This is a genomic window from Pseudomonas reactans (genome assembly GCF_013385825.1).
Classification (GTDB): Bacteria; Pseudomonadota; Gammaproteobacteria; order Pseudomonadales; family Pseudomonadaceae; genus Aquipseudomonas; species Aquipseudomonas reactans.
In genome coordinates this window covers 59,839-77,031 of sequence record NZ_JACAPG010000017.1, presented here as the reverse complement: position 1 = coordinate 77,031, position 17,193 = coordinate 59,839, and the positions used below count along the sequence as shown (strand labels likewise).

Genomic DNA, 17,193 nt, shown 5'->3' with positions numbered 1-17,193 from the left:
GTCGTGAAAGCGTTCGGACAACCGGATGCACAAAGCAGGGATCACCATCATGATGTACGACGTCATTATCGTGGGCGGCAGCTATGCCGGTCTGTCAGCGGGCTTGCAACTGGCAAGGGCGCGACGCCAGGTGCTGGTGGTTGATGCGGGGCAACGGCGCAATCGTTTTGCGGCAACGTCTCACGGTTTCCTCGGCCAGGATGGCCAGGCGCCGGAGGCCATCGTTGCTCAAGGCCGCAGCCAATTGATGCGGTACCCGACGGTCACTTGGGTGCAAGACAGCGTGATTGAGGCGAGTGCAGAATCACAAGGGTTTGCCGTTCGCAGCGAATGCAAGGGTACCTTTCACGCCAAACGCTTGATCCTGGGCACTGGAGTAGTGGACACGTTGCCCGCCATCGAAGGCCTCGAACAGCGGTGGGGCAAGCATGTTTTCCATTGCCCTTACTGCCACGGCTACGAGCTGGACAAAGGCCGCATCGGTGTGTTGGCAACTTCACCCCTGGCCATGCACCACGCACTGATGCTGCCGGACTGGGGCACCACCACGTTGTTCACCCAGGGCGTGTTCACCCCGGATACCGAACAACAGGCGCAGTTGGATCGGCGTGGGGTCAGCGTGGAAAGCGGCGCGGTACGGCGCATCTTCGGCGAGCGAGCCGACCTGGAGCTGGACGATGGCCGAGTGTTCAGCCTCGACGGCATCTTTACGATGTCTCGCACCCAAATCAGCCCTTTGGCGGCGCAACTGGGCTGTGAGTTGGTCGACGGCCCCACCGGTGCTTACCTGCACACCAATGACATGCGCCAGACATCCATGCCTGGCGTGTTTGCCTGTGGCGATGCATCCCTCGCAGCCGGATCCGTAGCGCTGGCCGTGGCGGAAGGCGTGCGCGCCGGAGTCGGCGCGCATTTTTCGTTGATCAACGGTTGAGGTACACCGGGCTGTCCGTGGACAACGAGGCTTTTACCGCATGGGTCATCTCGGTGATCAACACTTCCTCACGGTCTTCGCCAAGGGCCTGCAGGGTCAGGGCGACCACCTCCTGGGGCGTGCTCTTCGGTGCCTGTACATCGGCCACCATGTCGGTGTCGATATAGGCGGGGTGCACGCCGATCACCAGGGTGTTCTGCTCACGCAATTCGCCACGCAAACCATTGGTGAGGCCCCATTGGGCGGATTTGGACGTGCTGTAGCCACCGGCACCCGGAGGGCTTAGCCAGCTTAATACCGACAGCACATTGATCAGCGCACCGCCGCCCTGTTTGGCCAGGATCGGCGCAAAGGCCCGGCTGACGCGCAGGGTGCCGAAGGTGTTCACTTCGAAGTGCTGCTGCAGGTTCTCGATGCTGTCTTCAGCCAGCAACGAGCCGTACTTGAGGAACCCCGCATTGTTGATCACCACGTCCACGTCGGCGCACTCTGCGGCAGCGCGCTGCACGCTGGCCTGGTCAGTGATATCCAGGGTAACCGGTGTGCTGCCGGGGATGTTCACACTGCTTGGGTCCCGCGCGCCGGCGTAGACCTTGGCCGCACCACCTTCCAGCAAGGCGGTGACGAAAGCTTTGCCGAGGCCACGATTGGCACCGGTCACTAATACCACTTTTCCGCGAATATCCATGATCAGCTCCAGGCAATAATAGGTTTAATAATGAAACCGTTTTTATCCTGTGCCTTTCGGTCCTATAATGCAACCTTATTTTACGAACGCCTGGAGGGCTGACGATGAAACGCAAATGCCTGGAAGGTGATGGCTGCCCGGTGGCTCGCGCGCTGGACGTGGTGGGTGACTGGTGGACGCTGTTGATCATCCGCGATGCGTTCGCCGGAATGACGCGCTTTGGCGACTTCCAGAAGCACCTGGGCGTGGCGAAAAACATTCTCGCCACGCGGTTGAAGGACATGGTCGAGCAAGGCCTGTTGCAAACCAGTGAAGTCGGCGCGCGCAGTGAATACCAACTCACCGACAAGGGCCGTGCGCTGATGCCGGTGCTGGTGACGCTGGCGCAGTGGGGTCAAACCTACACCGAGCCTGAAGATGTCGGGGCTCAAGTGCTGGATGCGCGCTCGCTCAAGCCGCTGCGCAAGGTCGAGATCGTCGCTGAGGACGGACGCGTGTTGGGCATCGGCGATATCGTCACCCAAATGCCCGTGGCTTGAAATGGCTCAGGCGTCCACCAAGCGCTGGAACTGTGGGCGCGCGTGAGGCGCGCCCACGGGGTACAGCGTCTATTTGCTGTCGAGGAAGCCCAGTACTGCCGCATTGAACAACGCCGGGTCCTGCAGGAACGCAAAGTGGCTGGTGTTCGGCAGGATCAACAGGCCAGCACCGGGAATGGTCGCTGCCATGTACTCGGTGTGTTCGCGCTTGATCGCTTCGTCATGGTCGCCGTCGGCAATCAGGATTGGCGTCTTGATGCTTTGCAGTTGCGCGTCGGTCCAGTTCGGCTGGCTGGCCCACATATGGCTGATCTGCTCGACAAACGCGTCGTACTCTTTAGGCGTCGGCGACAGTTTGGCGTACTCCTTGCCCGCGCGTTCGATAAAGGCGGCGAAGGTCGGATTTTTTTCCACGGCGTCCTTCACACCCGAAGTCTGGGTGTTGGCGGCGAAGGCGAATACTTTACCGATACGGTCCGGGTGACGCAGGGCCAGGTCGATGCCGATGATGGCGCCGTCGCTCCAACCGACGATATCGGCGCGGGGGATCTTCAGGTGGTCGAGCACGGCCACCACATCGTCGGCCATCAGGTCATAACCGTAGGGTTTGTCATCCCGCGAACTGCGCCCGTGGCCACGGCTGTCGATACTGATCACCGTGTGCTTGGCCGCCAGCGCCTTGACCTGGTTGCCCCAGTAATCGGAGTTGGACAAACCGCCATGCAGCAGCACCACGGGAGAACCATGGCCGCTGCGCGTGTAGTACACCTTGATGCCGTTGACGGCAGCGTAACCGGTTTTCGCGCCCGCCACGGCGGCAGGAGTCGGCGGCAGGGTTTCCCAGCGTTCAGCGGCTTGCGCAGCGGAAAAAGACAGCATCAGGCAGGCAGCTGCCAACAGGCGACGTGACATAGCGGTTCCTTCTTTGCGATGAGTAGGGGCTGAACTCTAGCACCGGCTCCTGTACGGGAAATACGCATTTTTGCCTATCAAAACCAGCGGTTTGAAAGAAAAAAATGCAGTTATATCAATGGAATAAAAGCGTCTAAACGACCTTGCGGGTGATCAGGCCTTTGGCACAATCGATCAGGGTCTCGCTTCCGGGCGTGGTTGCCAGCCCAATAGTCGGTGGGCTTTTTCCGGTGAGTCGCTGATCCGACGAGGGTCATTTTGTTCAATACCCCGAGCAACGCACCGTTTACCGTGGCCTCACCATCACGGTTTCGAATAAAAGGGAATTGCAATGAGCTTGATCATTTCCATGGCCGCCTTCGCTTTGGCCACCTCCATCACGCCGGGACCGGTGAATGTGGTGGCGCTGAGTTCGGGGGCTCGCTTCGGTTTTGTCGCCAGCCAGAAGCATGTGTTCGGTGCTGCCGTCGGCTTCACGCTGCTGCTGGTGTTGATTGGCCTGGGCTTGCATGAGGTGCTGGTACGCTGGCCGATTTTGACCCAGTTGATTCAGTGGGGCGGGGTGGCCTTTCTGCTGTACATGGCCTGGAAACTGGCCGCGGACGATGGCCGGCTGGATGCCGAGGGCGCCGCAACGGCGCCGTCGATGGTCTATGGGGCGATCATGCAATGGCTCAACCCCAAGGCGTGGCTGGCCTGCGTGGCGGGGATGGGCTTGTTTGTGGCAGATGGCGATGCCGCACAGGTCTGGCTGTTTGCGGCGCTCTATCTGGTGATCTGCTACCTGTCGGTGGCGTGCTGGGCCTACGCTGGCACCTTCCTGCGCCGCTACCTCGGCAACCCTCAGGGCGTTCGCGTGTTCAACCGCTCAATGGCCGCGTTGCTGGTGGCCAGTGTGGGTTATTTATTGATGGCTTGAGTCGGTCGCGGTACTGCCCCGGCGTGGCAGCGAAATGCTGCTTGAAGGTGCGCTGGAAGTGCGCCTGGTCGGCAAAGCCTGCGGCCAGCGCGACGTCGGCGATCAGTTCACCCTGGCGCAATTGCGCGCGGGCAAACTGGATACGCTGGTTGACCAGGAATACATGGGGCGTCAGGCCGTAATACTGCTTGAACGCACGGATCAGGTAGGACGGTGAAAGCTCGGCTGCTACACAGATATCTTCCAGTTTGAGGGCGTCGGTGCAGTGTTCGCGGATGTAGTCGGCGGCGCGTTCCAGCTTGTGGTTGACCTCACGCAACGGCGTGTCGGAGGGGTTGAGGCGCTGTTGAACTTCAGTGAAGTAACTCACCAGCGCGCTCTGTTTTTGCAGGTGTTCGGCCTGTTCATCCGCCAGTATTTCGTACAACTCCAACAGGCCGTCGTAGAGCACCGTGTCCCGGGTGTAGGGCGTGCTGAATGGGCGGTAACCCTGGTCCGTGCCGAACCCCAACTGGTGCTGCAAGTCCGTCAGCCAAGGTGTGTCGACGTACAGCATCTGGTAGGACCACGGCTCATTGGCGATGGGGTTGCAGGCGTGTACGTCGCCAGGGTTCATCAACACCACCGTGCCGGCGCTGATCTCAAACGTGTCGGCGCCGTAGTGGTAATAGCTGCGTCCGGTGGTGACCACGCCGATGGAGAAATGCTCATGCGCGTGACGGCTATAGGTCACCTTGCGCCCATCGGCGATGGTGCGCGCTTCGACGAAGGGCAGGCGCTCGTCGCGCCAGAAGCGCGGCGAGCGTGAGGGGTGAGCGAGGCTGTTCGGCGACATGGCGGCGGGTCCCTCCCTTGAGCGAGTGAAGGGATCATTGCACAGACCTCCACCGTCGTCATCTCAGAAGTCCCACTTGGTCGCCAGTTGCAGGCTGCGGGGTTCGCCGTAGAAACCGGTGCCGAAGTTGCCCAGGCCGGTGTAGTACTTTTTATCGAACAGGTTCTTCACATTCAGCGTGGTGCTCAAGTGCTCGTTGAAGCGGTAGCGCGCCATCAAGTCAACCAGGTAGTAGCTGTCTTGGGTGATGCGCGAGTTGTGGCCGAAGTTGACCGTATCGTTTGGATCGGGCTGGAATACATTGCCAAAGAACTCGCTTTGCCAGTTCACACCGCCGCCCACGGTGACGTTCTCCAGCGCGCCGGGCAGCCGGTAGGTGCTGAACAGGCGCACCACTTGCTGTGGCGTGGTGGTCTGTAGCACCGAGCTGTACACGTAGCCATTGTTGGCGTCGCGGGTGTGCTGGTAGGTGTAGCCCGCGGAGAGGTTCCAACCGTCCAGCACCTCACCCGACAGTTCCGCCTCGAAACCTTTGGTAGTCGCACCGGCAATCGGGCGATACACCGAGTCGGTCTCGAAGCCTGAGACGTACTCGGCCACATTGTCCTGCTCGATGCGGAACGCCGCAAAGCTGGCGTTCAGGCGGCCCTCGTAGAACGCGGCCTTGATCCCCGCCTCGTAGGTGTCGCCTTCGATGGGGTCAAGCAGCTTGCGGTCGGCGTCCTTGCTGTTTTGCGGACGGTAGATCTGGGTGTAACTGGTGTACACCGACCAGGTGTCGTTGAGGTCGTAGACGACTCCGGCATAGGGCGTGACCACGCCGCTCTGGTGATAAGTGGTGCGGTTGTCGGCTTTGCTCGGGTCGTAGAAATCGGTGTTGTCGGTGCCGCTGAAGTTGCTGACGCGGGTGCCGAGGATCACCGACAGGTCATCCGTGGGTTTCAGGCGTGTGGCCAGGTAGGCGCCGGTCTGGCGCTGCACGATGTCGTTCTGGCCGCTGCGCGGTATGTCGGGTTTGGCGTATTCGCCGTGCCAGTCGAAGATGCTGCCGCCCACGGGCGGGTACACCGAACCGTACACCGGCACATCCTGTTTGGAGCGAGTGGCCATGAAGCCCATGATCAACTCGTGTTCTCGGCCGAACAGGTTGAACGGCCCGCTAAGGTTCACGTCCAGGGTGTTCTGCACCTGGTCGCCCTTGTACTTGCCCATGAACATGTACATGTTCTCGCCGCTGACCGGGTCTGGGTTGCCGCCGCTGGCGGAGGCGAGCAGGGTGTCGTGCTGGCTGCGCTTGCGGTCGAGGCTGACTTTGAGCGACCAGTCATTCGCCAGCTTCTGTTGCACCGAAGCGAAGATAGTCTGGTTGTTGAAGTCACGACGGCTCCAGTCGGCGGCCGGGTTGAATGAGCGCGAGAAGTTCGTGCGCGAGCCGTCGCTGAAGTACATCGGGAAACCGGTCCAACTGGCGCCGCGGGAGCGGGTGTCCTGCTGATCGATACCGAAGGTCAGCAGTGTGTCGGGCGTGAGGTCGGCCTCGAGGATGCCGTAGGCGATGTCCTTGGTGTGCTGGTAGTGGTCCAGGTACGACTGGCGATCCTGGTACACACCGACGAAACGCCCGCGCACGTTACCGGACTCGGTCAGCGGGCCGGAAATGTCGCCTTCGGTGCGGTAATTGTCCCAGGAACCGAAGGTCTGGGTCACCGAGGCTTTGAACGCTGCCGTGGGCTTTTTGCGAATCAGGTTGACCGTGGCCGAAGGATCGCCGGAGCCGCTCAGCAGGCCGGCAGAGCCCTTGATGATTTCCAGGTGGTCGTACACCGCCATGTCGGTGCTGGTGGTGCCATAGTCATACACGCCGTCGTAGGTGGAGTTGACGCCGTCGTACTGGAAATTGGTGATCGGCAGGCCACGGCTAGAGAACTCCCAGCGCTCGCTGTCGTAGTTTTGCACGCTGACGCCGGGGGCGCGGCGCAGGGTATCGGCGATGCTGTTGCTGGCCTGGTCGTCCATCTGCTGACGGGTGATCACCGTTACCGACTGCGGGGTTTCACGCATCGACAGCGGCAGGCCAGTGGCCGAGGCCATGGAACCGGTGGTGTAGGAATGGGTTTCTTCGGTGGTGGCGCCCAGGTCTTGGCCGGAAATCGTGGTAGCGCCCAGCTCCAGCGCGCCGGTGTTGGCGGGGATCAACTCCAGCACGTAGCCGTTGTTGCCCTGAGGTAGGGCCTGCAAACCGCTGCCCTGCAACAGGCGCTGCAAGCCGGCCGCCGGGGTGTAGGTGCCGTTCAGGCCGGGGCTGGTCTTGCCCGCGGCGAGGCTGTTGTGGCCGGCGATGAAAATGCCTGACTGCTCGGCGAAGCTGTTCAACACACTGACCAGGGAGCCGGCGGCGATGCGGTATGGGCGGGCGGCTTCCTGGGTCGAAGGCGAGTCGGCGGCGTGTACCATCGGCGCGCCGAGGCAGAACAGCGAAGTGGCCAGCGCCAATGGGCGCAGCGCGAAGCGAGCAGGTTGCGACATGGATGTTTCCCTTTGGATCAAATCGATCGGCGAATTCAAAGCGTCTGCAGGGTTAACCGAACGAGTGTTGAAAAAGGGAACTGGCGGTTGAAGATTTTTTACTGCGGGCCGACCGATACCCACCACGGTAACGGCCGGTCGACCCGAATCGGGAGCGCCGCCTGCAACAGGTGCAGGGCATGATCGCTGTCTTTGAGCGGGAACGAACCCATCACCGGCAACTGCGCCACCGCGGGGTCGCACCCCAGATGGCCTGGGCGATAACGGTTGAGTTCGGCGATCAACTGCCCAAGCGGCATGTTGTCCGCCAACAGCACACCACGGCTCCAGGCTTCCCGCGCCGGGGAGGCCGTTGTGATGGGCTTGAAGCCGTCGCGGGTGAAGGATGCTTGCTGGCCCGCTTCGATGATGCGCACCTGCCGGTCTTGGGTGGTGACCTGCACGCCGCCTTCGAAGACATTGAGCTGGGTGTGATCGTCGCCTTGCAGCACACTGAAACGGGTACCCAGCGCCTGCATATGCCCGTATTCAGTGTCGACCAGGAACGGCCGACTGGCGTCCTTGGCCGTGTCGATCAATACCTCGCCAAAGCGCAGATGCAGCAACCGTTGCCTCGTATCAAATCGCACATCCAGCGCGCTCAATGCGTTCAGCCACACATGGCTACCATCGGCGAGCAGCGCATCGCGTGTTTCGCCGCTGGTGGTTGCATAGTCCGCGCTCCAGCCACCCACCAGCCGCGGCAGGGCGGTGTTGCGCCAGCTTCCCCAGGCCAGCGCCGAGCCGCCGCACAGCACCAACAGGGTCTTGAGCGTCTGACGCCGCGAACTCCGCAAGGCCCGGCTGGCACTCTGGGCTTGTTCCTGCAGCGGGGCAAAACGCTGACTGACCCGCTGCACATACTGCCAGGCCGCCAGGTGTTCGGGGTTCTGCGCGACCCAAGCTTGCCAGCGCAGTTGCTCCAGCGCGCTGCCCTGATCCTGCAGGCGCACATACCAGTGTGCCGCCTGCTCCAGGCTGGCGTGACTGAGCTTGCCGGGGGAGGTCATAGCACCAGCATTCCGTCGAGTTCGGCTTCCAGGATCGCGCAATGCAACAGGGCCTGGGCCATGTACTTCTTGACCATGCGCTCGCCCACGCCAAGCTGCTCGGCGATTTGCTTGTAAGGCAGGCCATGCAGTTGGGCGAGCAGGAAGGCTTCGCTGACGTTTTTTGGCAGGCGCGCGAGCATGGCGTCGACCTCCACCAGCGTCTCGACGATGATCGCCCGCTGTTCCGGCGACGGTTGCAGCGCTTGCGGTTGTTCGGCCAGGGTTTGCAGCCACGCGCGTTCGAGCTGGCGCCGGCGCCAATGGTCGATGCACAACCCGCGTGCGATGGTGGCCAGGTAGGAGCGTTGGCGTACGGGGTCGGTTTCGGCCGGTGGGCGGCTGAGAATCCTGACAAACGTGTCGTGGGCCAGGTCGGCGGCATCGCAGCGGTCGTTCAGGCGTCGGCGCAGCAGGCCGAGCAGCCAGCTGTGGTGGGTGCCGTAGAGGTGGGTGAAAGAGGTCGACACACTGCCCGTCCAGCTCAAAAGCGTGTAAATAAGAATTGGTCGCGATTAAAGCAAAGCATGGGGCTGCACGCAAATGATATTGGTTTGCTATCGGGCTAGAGAAAAGGATCAAAAACCGCTCCGCCAAACGAACGAAGCTTCACTGTAGGAGCGAGCTTGCTCGCGAAGAACGTGAATGATGACGCAGTGCTGTCAGGCTGCCCGTGTCGCCTATTGGTTTTTCGTGAGCAAGTTCACTCCTGGAAAAACCAATCCGCACCGCTATCGCTGTTGTAAGCGACTCTCACAGCGGTTTAGACAGAAACACCCGGCTGCTGCCCTCTGGTTCGCAGGGCACTTCACCGAATTTCACCCAACCGAACTTCTCGTAGAACCCTGGCGCTTGGAAGCTTAGGGTATACAGCACCGCATTGCGGCAACCCCGTCGTCGGGCTTCGTCTTCGAAGATTTGCAGCAATTGGCGGCCCACCCCCGAGCCACGCAGGTGTTCAGGCAGGTGGAAGAGGTCGAGAAAGGCCATGCCCAGCGTGGTTTTACCGGTAATGCCGCCGAGGATCTGATCCGTTTCGGGGTCTTTGATCAGCACCATCAGCGGCCTGCGATCGTTGTAGCCGGTGATGCTTTCGTTAAATGCCGCCAGCCCGCTGCCAAGGATGCGCTCGGCTTCGGGGTTGGGTTGGTCGCTGATTTCAATTGAAGGTGCAGTCATCGTTGCATCTCACCAGTTGCTTGTTGAACGGCCCGGGCAGGTGCGCACTGCCTCGGGCCGCCAATGGTCTTACGCCCGCTGCCAGCCTCCCTCGTCATCGGCCTTGATCTCGAAATCTATAGGCTCGCGGTAAGGATCACCAAGGGGCGCATAGTGTCCGTTGCCGGCTGACTGCGTCGGTTGCCAGCTTTGGGTCTTGTGATCGAAGTATTCGGCATCATCTCCCGCTGACTGATCAAGGGGGTTATGCCTGGGTTTGTCGCTATCGATCCCGCCGATTTCGAATGCCTGATACTTCGAAGCGAAAGGGTTAAATCCACCGATTGAAGACATGCGTGCACCTCTGTGATGAAGATAAAAATACCCTGATGGGCGCATCGCAGGCTATCGAGCACCGGGAAGGCATTCAATGAGGTGTTTTCACGGGGATGTAACGGGCTGAAACCAGCCTCGGGTCCGTTCACAAAGTCGGTTGTGAGACTGTAGGCCATGTCTTGTTTATCGTGTGTGGACTCAAGTCTGGCGTCAGAGATTGGAGCCGCGCCCCAGCTTTTTTGCGGATTGAAATACATTGATCTCTTGAGCTGTCGCCACGCCTTAGATGTCTCGACACACAACCGGAACCCACCTGCGGTGCTCTAGAGCGCCATCACCATCTCATGCCACGCCATTGCGCCATGGTCGGAAGGGGAGGGTTTGGTGTAGTGGTAGCCCATGCGCTCGTACAACGGCACATGCTGCTCCTTACACATCAAATGAATCGTCTGCTTGCCCATCCCACGCATGCGCTGCACAAACTCGGTCATCAACAGTTTGGAATAGCCCTTGCCCTGCTGCGCAGGGTCGACCACTACAGACATGATCACCACATTCGGCGCTTCGGCCGAATGGCCCACCAACTCCTTGAACGCCTCGTCCGACATCACCACGTCATAGGCGCAACCGCAGTTGATGAAACCCACGGTTTGGCCCTCGGCCTCCAGGATCAAAAAGCCTTGCGGGTACTGCGCAATGCGCGTGGCGATTTTTTCCAGTGTCGCGGCTTCGTCGCCTTCGTAGGCGGTAATCTCGATTTCAAAGCACCGGGCAGCATCGGCGGGGAGGGCATTGCGGAAGGTGAGGGCGGGCATGGGCGTTTCCTGAGGCACTAAGCGAAAGCTTCTATCATAGAGAAACATCACGTGCCTGGCACTGAAACGCTATCGCCGGTAGGAGCCAAAGCACACTCATTGCAACCAGAAAACCCGCCAAAGCGGGTTTCCTTCACAACTCAATCCAAAACAGCCGGGTTAAATCCCCCCCACCAATTTTCCTCCCTCCATCCGGCGCTTATACGCACTGTCCCGACTCGCCAACCAGAAATACAGCGGCGACGTCACCACCAACCCCACTACCCAGGACAAGTCTGCCCCGTTGATGTGCTCCGAAATCGGCCCCACATACAGCGGCGTGTTCATAAATGGAATCTGCACCACAATGCCGACCGCATACGCCAACAGCGCCTGCGGGTTGTACCGCCCGTAAATCCCGCCATCCACGCGGAAGATCGAGGCAATGTCGTATTTGCCCTTATGGATCGCGTAGAAGTCGATCAGGTTGATCGCCGTCCACGGCACCAGTACCACCAGTAGCACCAGCACCATATCGACGAAGTGGCCGATGAAGTCCTTGGAGGCAAACACCGCGGCAATCGCACAGGCCGCCAGCACCAGGATCGAGATCACCACGCGGCTTCTGGCCGTTGGAATCCAGCGGTAGGCAAAGGTCTGCACCAGGGTGATGATCGACAGTACGGCACCGTACAGGTTAAGGGCGTTGTGACTGATCACGCTGAGCAGGAACAGCACCAGCATCAACGGCCCGATGGCGCCGGTGGCGAGTTTGACCGCGTCCATGGTGTCCATGCCCACTGGCGTCGCCAGCACGGCGACCGCGCCGAAGATGAACGACAGGCTGGAGCCCAGCGCCGAGCCGAGGTAGGTGGTCCAGAAGGTGGACGCAACCGGCACGTCAGCCGGCAGGTAGCGTGAGTAGTCGGAGACGTAGGGAGCGAATGCGATTTGCCACAACGCTGCCAGAGACACGGTCGCCAGCACGCCTGCGATGTTGAATTCGCCGCGTGTCAGGAAGTCGGTGGTCTGTACGTGGGTAAATATGTAGCCGAAGCCCAGCACGATCCCGGCGCCGAGCACCCAGGTGCCGATGCGGTTAAGCACATGGATGAAACGGTAGCCAATGATGCCGATGATCCCGGAACCAATGGCGCCGATCACGATGCCCACCGGCACCGGTACTGAGTCGACCACGCCGTGCAGGGATTTACCCGCGAGCACAATGTTGGAAGCGAAGAAACCGATGTACATCACGCCGGCGATCACCACCACCAGCAGGGCGCCGAGTGAGCCGAACTGGGCGCGGCTCTGGATCATTTGCGGGATGCCCATTTGCGGGCCCTGGGCTGAGTGCAGCGCCATCAGCACGCCGCCGACCAGGTGGCCGACGAGGATGGCGACGATGCCCCAGAGGAGGTTAAGGTGGAACAGTTGCACACCCAGCGCACCCGTGACGATCGGCAGCGGCGCAATGTTGCCGCCGAACCACAGGGTGAACAGGTCTCTTACCTTTCCATGGCGATCTTCCGGGGGCACGTATCCAATCGTGTGTTTTTCGATAAGCGGGGCGGAGGATGTTGCAGTGGTGACCATGACGAACTCCAAGGCAAGGTGAGTACGTTGACGTACTTCGCTGTGCGCCACGTGCGCGGCGCTTTGTTGTTGGAGTGATGATCTGCAATGGGCGCTGGGAGGTAAATTAGTAAGTTTGTTGCTATAGACCTTAAAAAATATAGCTCGCAGCCTTGCTGCGCTCCGGTATGTTGCCTACACCTGTTTAGCGGGCGAAGTCTCACGTTTCTGGAGGTCCCGATGGCTGCGTACAACCTGCGCCAACTCAGATATTTCGTCACCACGGCCGAATGCGGCAGCGTCGCCGAGGCCTCGCGCAAGCTGTACATCGCGCAGCCGTCGGTGTCTACGGCGATCAAGCAGTTGGAAGACAGCTTTGGCGTGCAGCTGTTTATCCGTCATCACGCCCAGGGGGTGTCGCTGACGCCCAGCGGCGCACGCTTCTATCGCAAGGCCCTGGAGCTGCTGCGCGTAGCCCATGAGTTCGAGCAGAACGCCCTCGCGGACAATGACGTGGTGGCGGGGCAAATCGATATCGGCTGCTTTGAAACCGTGGCGCCGCTGTACCTGCCGCGCCTGATCGCCGGCTTCAAGGCGCGCTGGCCAGGGGTGGAGATCCGCATACGTGATGGCGAGCAGCAGGAGCTGGTGCAGGCGCTGACGGCGGGCAGTATCGACGTGGCGATGCTGTTCGAACATGACCTGGGCGCGACCATCGAAACCACGCCCTTGATGCCGCCGCAGCAGCCTTATGCGCTGTTGCCGGCGGATCATCGTTTCGCGCAGCAGGCCAAGGTGTCGCTGGCGGACCTGGTGCTGGAACCGATGATCTTGCTGGACGTGCTGCCGAGCCGCACCTACTTTGTGAGCATCTTTGAAGAGCGTGGGTTGACGCCAAATATCGTGTTCAGCTCGCCGTCGATCGAGATGGTGCGGGGGATGGTGGGGCGAGGGTTCGGGTTTTCGATTCTGGTGACAAAACCGTTCACCGAGTACACCTACGATGGGCAGAAAGTAGTGTGCGTGCCGTTGGCGGAAACGGTGACCGGCTCAGGCTTGTCAGCCGTCTGGCTTCGCCGCGCACCGCTGACCAAGCCGGTGCAGCTCTTCGTAGACTATTGCCGCGAAGAACTCGCCCGCCTGCTCGGCTGACACAACCCCTGTAGGAGCTGGCTTGCCAGCGATGGTCGTCAACGATAACGCGGGTAACCAGACAAAACGCCGCGCCCTCTCGTTTTTCGCCGGCAAGCCGGCTCCTACAAGGAGTGGTGGATTACATGCGAATCGAGTCCAGCATCCGCCCCAGCATAGCATCGCACCCCGCCAGTTGCTCCAGGCTGACAAACTCATCCGGCTTATGCCCCTGGTCCATGCTCCCAGGCCCGCACACCACCGTGGGAATACCCACCGCATCAAACAACCCACCCTCAGTACCAAACGCCACCGTGCCAAACTCCCGTGAACCGGAAAACGCCGCGATCAACTCCGCCGCCTGGCTGCGCTCATCGGTGACCAGCCCTGGGTAGGCCGACAACTCGGTAAACCGTATTGCACTCTGCGCACTCACTGCCTGCATGCGTGGCAACACCTGCTGCTCGGCGTACGCCTTCAGCTCATCCGCCACCTCGGACGGGTCCTGCGACGGCAACGCACGCACCTCAAAATCAAACCGACAATCCGCCGGAACGATATTCAGGGCCTTGCCACCGCTGATCACACCGGTTTGCACCGTGCTGAACGGCGGGTCAAACCGTGCATCCTGGGTGTCCCGCAGACGCTGCCCAATCCGTCCCAACTCGCCAATCAACTCGGCAGCATGCTCAATCGCATTTACCCCATACGGCGCATAGGCCGAATGACACGCCTCGCCATGCACATCGCAGCGCATCGCCAGTTTGCCCTTGTGGCCGAGCACTGGCTTGAGTTCGGTCGGCTCCCCGATAATGCATAGCATCGGTTTCACCGGCCGTTGCTCCAGTACCGCGAGCAACGAACGCACGCCCAGGCAACCGACTTCCTCGTCGTAGGACAGGGCGATATGCACCGGTATCCGCAAGGGTGCCTCGATCAACGCCGGCACCAGCGCCAACACACAGGCGATATAGCCCTTCATGTCGGCGGTGCCACGGCCAAACAGCTTGCCGTCGCGTTCGGTCAGTTCAAACGGCGGCACGGTCCATGGCTGGCCGTCCACCGGCACCACATCGGTGTGCCCCGACAGCACGATCCCCGGCAACTCAACCGGACCGACACTGGCAAACAGGTTGGCCTTGCTGCGTGCTTCGTTGTAGACCAATTCGCTGGTCACCCCGCACCCCGCCAGGTAATCGCGTACAAACTCGATCAGTTGCAGGTTGGACTCACGGCTGGTGGTATCGAACCCCACCAACGTCTGCAGCAGTTCGCGGCTGGTGTTCATCGGTCGTCTCCGGCCACGCCGTAGCCAGGGGAACGGTCCGGGGCGAGGGCGCGGTCGATGTAGTCCTGCACTTGCGGGCGATAGGCGTCCCAGAGCTTTTGCAATTCAAGGATCGGTTGTTCATCGGCCCAATCCACGCGCAGGTTGATGATCGGCCAGGTCAGTTCGCCCACCACCACCAGCGCGGCGGAATGCACCGGGCCGGCTTCGCCGCCGACGGCAATGGCGGCGTGCATCGCCGCCAGCAGGCGATCGGCCAACTGGCCTTCGCCTTGCTCAAAAGCCGTGACCATTGCCTCGATCACCGCGCGGTCGGCGAGCATATTGCCCGCTGCCACGCACTGTTCGCCCGACACGGCATTATGTGTACCGAGGGTTTCGCTGCCGCTGAAGTGCACGCTGCGGCCCAGATGATCAATCGCCGTCAGTTGCCGGTACTGGCTGTAGCCGTTGCGTGTCAGGGCCTTGTCGATCGCATCGGCGGGGGCGAGGCCTTGTTCCAACAAATCCAGCACGTCCGGGCCCAGGGCCGGGAGAGTGATGTTCTGGGTCGACACCGCGCCCACACCAGGCCGCAACCATGGGCAGCGAGCCCCCACGGCAATGCTCGATGAGCTGATGGCGATGCCCAGTTGACCGGTTTCGGCGCAACGGCCGACGATTGAAAAAGTCATGTGCGGCTCCTTACTCGGGAATAACGGCGATCACGTCGATTTCCATCAACCACTGCGGCTGGCCAAGCGCCGATACCACCAGCCCGGTGGAAATCGGGAACACGCCCTTGAGCCATTTGCCGACTTCCTGGTACACCGGCTCGCGGTAGCGCGGGTCGATCAGGTAGGTGGTGGTCTTGACGATGTGCGACAGGTCGCTGCCAGCTTCTTCCAGCAGTTGCTTGACGTTTTTCATGGCTTGCTCGGCCTGGGCGCGCGGGTCGCCAAGGCCGATCAGGTTACCTTCGAAATCCGTGCCCACCTGGCCGCGCACGTACACGGTATTGCCGGCACGCACGGCCTGGCACAGGTCGTTGTCCAGGCTCTGGTTAGGGTAGGTTTCCTTGGTGTTGAACATGCGGATGCGAGTGTGAGTAGGCATCAGAAAAACTCCGGCAATAAAGGGATCAGGCGCTGACAGGGGACGAACGAACCACCGAGGCGGTTTCGCGGTATTCAAGGTATTGACGCTGGATGGCGATGTGGTCGGCCACATATTTGGCGTCATGCCAGACGCCCCAGATAAACGACGAACCCCGGCGCGATTGCCATGGCAAGCCGAGGAAGTAGATCCCCGCCTCGCTGGACACACCGCGCTGGTGTTGGGGCTTGCCGGCTTCGTCGAAGGCGGCGACTTTCAACCAGCTGTAGTCCACGGCAAACCCGGTGGCCCAGATGATTGAGGTGACACCGGCTTTGGTCAGGTCCAGTTCCAGGATCGGGTGCTTGATGCAGTCGGCGTCAGGGAACACGCGACGGGCTTCGGGTTCCAGCGGCAGGTCGACGCCGTTTCGCTCGATATAAGCGTCAGCCGCATCCAACAGGGCCAGGTAGTTTTCATCACCGCGTGCCAGGTTTTCCACCAGGTTTGGTTGGAAGCGGGCGACGCTGCCATCGAACGCGTGCGTGAGGCCGACCAGGGTCATGCCTTGCTGGGCCAGCTCACGGAAGTCGATGGTCTTGCCGCCATGTGCGCCGCTGACTGCGATGGTCACGTGCTCGCGGCCGGGTTTCATGGCCGCCTGGTCCCACTCGCCCAGTACACCCAGCCACCAGCAGAAGTCGCGGTTGCGGTAGGCGCGGGGCGGGCGGTCGTGGGCGCCGACCGAGAGGTATACCTGACGCCCCGAGCGCTGCAATTCATCGGCGATCTGCACGCCGGAGGAACCCGCGCCGACCACCAGCACCGCGCCGGCCGGCAGTTGTGCGGGGTTGCGGTAGTCGGCGGAGTGGATCTGATGCAGCGTGGTGTCTTTCGGCGCGATGGCCGGAATCACCGGTTTCTGGAACGGGCCGGTGGCGGCGACCACACGGTTGGCCTCGATCACGCCTTCGCTGGTGTGCACGGTGAAGCCAGGGCGGCCGACATTACGCACCACAGACAGCACATCCACGCCGGTACGGATCGGCGCATTGAACTTGCGGGCATAAGCCTCAAAGTAATCCGCCACACGCTCTTTCGGTGCAAACCCATCCGGCGCGACCGTGTCGAATTCCAGCCCCGGAAAGCGGTCATGCCAGGCCGGCCCGTTGGCCACCAGCGAATCCCAACGGCCGGTGCGCCAGCGCTCGGCGATACGACTGCGCTCCAGCACCAGATGGGGCACACCTTGCTTGCTCAAATGCTCGCTCATGGCCACGCCAGCTTGGCCGGCGCCTACCACCAGCGTGTCTGTTTTTGTTATTGCTTGAGTCATGTCTCTGTCCTTGCGTAATGCAGTTGGATTCAGCGTTTGCATGACTTCAAGGCTAGGGGG

18 protein-coding genes are annotated in these 17,193 nt (G+C 61.2%); 4 read left to right on the top strand and 14 right to left on the bottom strand.

From position 1 onward, the window contains the following. The first annotated feature begins 49 nt into the window (after positions 1-49). Positions 50-934 carry an NAD(P)/FAD-dependent oxidoreductase gene (locus HX868_RS20235; protein ID WP_177004183.1) on the top strand — a complete coding sequence of 295 codons (885 nt, stop codon included), beginning with the start codon at positions 50-52 and terminating at the stop codon, positions 932-934. Here the strand turns inward: HX868_RS20235 and HX868_RS20230 are convergent. Continuing rightward, positions 924-1,622 carry an SDR family oxidoreductase gene (locus HX868_RS20230; protein WP_177004182.1) on the bottom strand — a complete coding sequence of 233 codons (699 nt, stop codon included), beginning with the start codon at positions 1,620-1,622 and terminating at the stop codon, positions 924-926. The two genes, HX868_RS20235 and HX868_RS20230, sit on opposite strands and share 11 nt — an antisense overlap. Positions 1,623-1,726: 104 nt before the next feature. On the opposite strand from HX868_RS20230, the gene HX868_RS20225 reads away from it, so the two are divergent. Then, the gene (locus HX868_RS20225) at positions 1,727-2,161 is read left to right on the top strand and encodes a winged helix-turn-helix transcriptional regulator (protein ID WP_177004181.1); all 435 of its coding nucleotides are present in this window, start codon (positions 1,727-1,729) and stop codon (positions 2,159-2,161) included. Positions 2,162-2,230: 69 nt separating this feature from the next. Here the strand turns inward: HX868_RS20225 and HX868_RS20220 are convergent, their stop codons facing one another. Then, on the bottom strand, positions 2,231-3,073 hold the full coding sequence (locus tag HX868_RS20220; RefSeq protein WP_177004180.1) for an alpha/beta fold hydrolase: 843 nt from the start codon (positions 3,071-3,073) through the stop codon (positions 2,231-2,233). 331 nt (positions 3,074-3,404) lie between these two features. On the opposite strand from HX868_RS20220, the gene HX868_RS20215 reads away from it, so the two are divergent. Continuing rightward, positions 3,405-3,992: a LysE family translocator gene (locus HX868_RS20215; RefSeq protein ID WP_028616617.1), complete on the top strand. Its 588-nt coding sequence runs from the start codon at positions 3,405-3,407 to the stop codon at positions 3,990-3,992. On the opposite strand, the gene HX868_RS20210 is transcribed toward HX868_RS20215, so the two are convergent. From HX868_RS20210 to HX868_RS20175, 8 genes are all read right to left on the bottom strand, one after another. Next, positions 3,934-4,827: an AraC family transcriptional regulator gene (locus HX868_RS20210; RefSeq protein WP_177004179.1), complete on the bottom strand. Its 894-nt coding sequence runs from the start codon at positions 4,825-4,827 to the stop codon at positions 3,934-3,936. The two genes, HX868_RS20215 and HX868_RS20210, sit on opposite strands and share 59 nt — an antisense overlap. Before the next feature lie 63 nt (positions 4,828-4,890). Beyond that, positions 4,891-7,353 (bottom strand): TonB-dependent siderophore receptor, encoded by a 2,463-nt coding sequence (locus tag HX868_RS20205; RefSeq protein ID WP_095015823.1) that lies wholly within the window; start codon positions 7,351-7,353, stop codon positions 4,891-4,893. 98 nt (positions 7,354-7,451) lie between these two features. Continuing rightward, entirely contained in the window at positions 7,452-8,402 is a 951-nt protein-coding gene (locus tag HX868_RS20200) for a FecR domain-containing protein (protein WP_177004178.1), read from the bottom strand. Continuing rightward, entirely contained in the window at positions 8,399-8,911 is a 513-nt protein-coding gene (locus HX868_RS20195) for a sigma-70 family RNA polymerase sigma factor (RefSeq protein ID WP_177004177.1), read from the bottom strand. The genes HX868_RS20200 and HX868_RS20195 overlap by 4 nt, the downstream gene beginning before the upstream one ends. Before the next feature lie 283 nt (positions 8,912-9,194). Continuing rightward, positions 9,195-9,620, bottom strand: a complete 426-nt coding sequence (locus HX868_RS20190; RefSeq protein WP_177004176.1) for a GNAT family N-acetyltransferase — start codon at positions 9,618-9,620, stop codon at positions 9,195-9,197. A gap of 69 nt (positions 9,621-9,689) precedes the next feature. After that, positions 9,690-9,953 (bottom strand): hypothetical protein, encoded by a 264-nt coding sequence (locus tag HX868_RS20185; protein WP_095015827.1) that lies wholly within the window; start codon positions 9,951-9,953, stop codon positions 9,690-9,692. 305 nt (positions 9,954-10,258) lie between these two features. Further along, entirely contained in the window at positions 10,259-10,750 is a 492-nt protein-coding gene (locus HX868_RS20180) for a GNAT family N-acetyltransferase (RefSeq protein WP_177004175.1), read from the bottom strand. Positions 10,751-10,909: 159 nt separating this feature from the next. Next, positions 10,910-12,325, bottom strand: coding sequence for a purine-cytosine permease family protein (locus HX868_RS20175; protein WP_177004174.1), 1,416 nt, complete (start codon positions 12,323-12,325; stop codon positions 10,910-10,912). 219 nt (positions 12,326-12,544) lie between these two features. Here HX868_RS20175 and HX868_RS20170 point away from each other — a divergent pair, with 219 nt between their 5' ends. After that, positions 12,545-13,456 (top strand): LysR substrate-binding domain-containing protein, encoded by a 912-nt coding sequence (locus HX868_RS20170; RefSeq protein WP_033896676.1) that lies wholly within the window; start codon positions 12,545-12,547, stop codon positions 13,454-13,456. Between the two features lie 121 nt (positions 13,457-13,577). Here the strand turns inward: HX868_RS20170 and argE are convergent, their stop codons facing one another. Genes argE through HX868_RS20150 form a run of 4 tightly spaced genes read right to left on the bottom strand, consistent with a single transcriptional unit; the run spans position 13,578 to position 17,175 of the window. Next, positions 13,578-14,723 (bottom strand): acetylornithine deacetylase, encoded by a 1,146-nt coding sequence (gene argE / locus HX868_RS20165; RefSeq protein WP_177004173.1) that lies wholly within the window; start codon positions 14,721-14,723, stop codon positions 13,578-13,580. Next, on the bottom strand, positions 14,720-15,397 hold the full coding sequence (locus tag HX868_RS20160; RefSeq protein ID WP_177004172.1) for a DUF1028 domain-containing protein: 678 nt from the start codon (positions 15,395-15,397) through the stop codon (positions 14,720-14,722). Before HX868_RS20160 ends, argE begins: the two co-directional genes overlap by 4 nt. A gap of 10 nt (positions 15,398-15,407) precedes the next feature. Further along, the gene (locus HX868_RS20155) at positions 15,408-15,818 is read right to left on the bottom strand and encodes a RidA family protein (RefSeq protein WP_016969085.1); all 411 of its coding nucleotides are present in this window, start codon (positions 15,816-15,818) and stop codon (positions 15,408-15,410) included. A 25-nt stretch (positions 15,819-15,843) separates the two neighbouring features. Continuing rightward, on the bottom strand, positions 15,844-17,175 hold the full coding sequence (locus HX868_RS20150; RefSeq protein WP_425504236.1) for a flavin-containing monooxygenase: 1,332 nt from the start codon (positions 17,173-17,175) through the stop codon (positions 15,844-15,846). Between the last annotated feature and the right edge of the window lie 18 nt (positions 17,176-17,193).

What these genes read in the sequence shown, in the direction of transcription:
- HX868_RS20170 (WP_033896676.1), top strand. Translation starts at nt 12,545, where the DNA reads ATGGCTGCGTACAACCTGCGCCAACTCAGATATTTCGTCACCACGGCC.
- HX868_RS20225 (WP_177004181.1), top strand. Translation starts at nt 1,727, where the DNA reads ATGAAACGCAAATGCCTGGAAGGTGATGGCTGCCCGGTGGCTCGCGCG.
- HX868_RS20235 (WP_177004183.1), top strand. Translation starts at nt 50, where the DNA reads ATGATGTACGACGTCATTATCGTGGGCGGCAGCTATGCCGGTCTGTCA.
- HX868_RS20230 (WP_177004182.1), bottom strand. Translation starts at nt 1,622, where the DNA reads ATGGATATTCGCGGAAAAGTGGTATTAGTGACCGGTGCCAATCGTGGC.
- HX868_RS20160 (WP_177004172.1), bottom strand. Translation starts at nt 15,397, where the DNA reads ATGACTTTTTCAATCGTCGGCCGTTGCGCCGAAACCGGTCAACTGGGC.
- HX868_RS20220 (WP_177004180.1), bottom strand. Translation starts at nt 3,073, where the DNA reads ATGTCACGTCGCCTGTTGGCAGCTGCCTGCCTGATGCTGTCTTTTTCC.
- HX868_RS20205 (WP_095015823.1), bottom strand. Translation starts at nt 7,353, where the DNA reads ATGTCGCAACCTGCTCGCTTCGCGCTGCGCCCATTGGCGCTGGCCACT.
- HX868_RS20150 (WP_425504236.1), bottom strand. Translation starts at nt 17,175, where the DNA reads ATGCAAACGCTGAATCCAACTGCATTACGCAAGGACAGAGACATGACT.
- argE (WP_177004173.1), bottom strand. Translation starts at nt 14,723, where the DNA reads ATGAACACCAGCCGCGAACTGCTGCAGACGTTGGTGGGGTTCGATACC.
- HX868_RS20210 (WP_177004179.1), bottom strand. Translation starts at nt 4,827, where the DNA reads ATGTCGCCGAACAGCCTCGCTCACCCCTCACGCTCGCCGCGCTTCTGG.
- HX868_RS20200 (WP_177004178.1), bottom strand. Translation starts at nt 8,402, where the DNA reads ATGACCTCCCCCGGCAAGCTCAGTCACGCCAGCCTGGAGCAGGCGGCA.
- HX868_RS20215 (WP_028616617.1), top strand. Translation starts at nt 3,405, where the DNA reads ATGAGCTTGATCATTTCCATGGCCGCCTTCGCTTTGGCCACCTCCATC.
- HX868_RS20185 (WP_095015827.1), bottom strand. Translation starts at nt 9,953, where the DNA reads ATGTCTTCAATCGGTGGATTTAACCCTTTCGCTTCGAAGTATCAGGCA.
- HX868_RS20155 (WP_016969085.1), bottom strand. Translation starts at nt 15,818, where the DNA reads ATGCCTACTCACACTCGCATCCGCATGTTCAACACCAAGGAAACCTAC.
- HX868_RS20180 (WP_177004175.1), bottom strand. Translation starts at nt 10,750, where the DNA reads ATGCCCGCCCTCACCTTCCGCAATGCCCTCCCCGCCGATGCTGCCCGG.
- HX868_RS20190 (WP_177004176.1), bottom strand. Translation starts at nt 9,620, where the DNA reads ATGACTGCACCTTCAATTGAAATCAGCGACCAACCCAACCCCGAAGCC.
- HX868_RS20175 (WP_177004174.1), bottom strand. Translation starts at nt 12,325, where the DNA reads ATGGTCACCACTGCAACATCCTCCGCCCCGCTTATCGAAAAACACACG.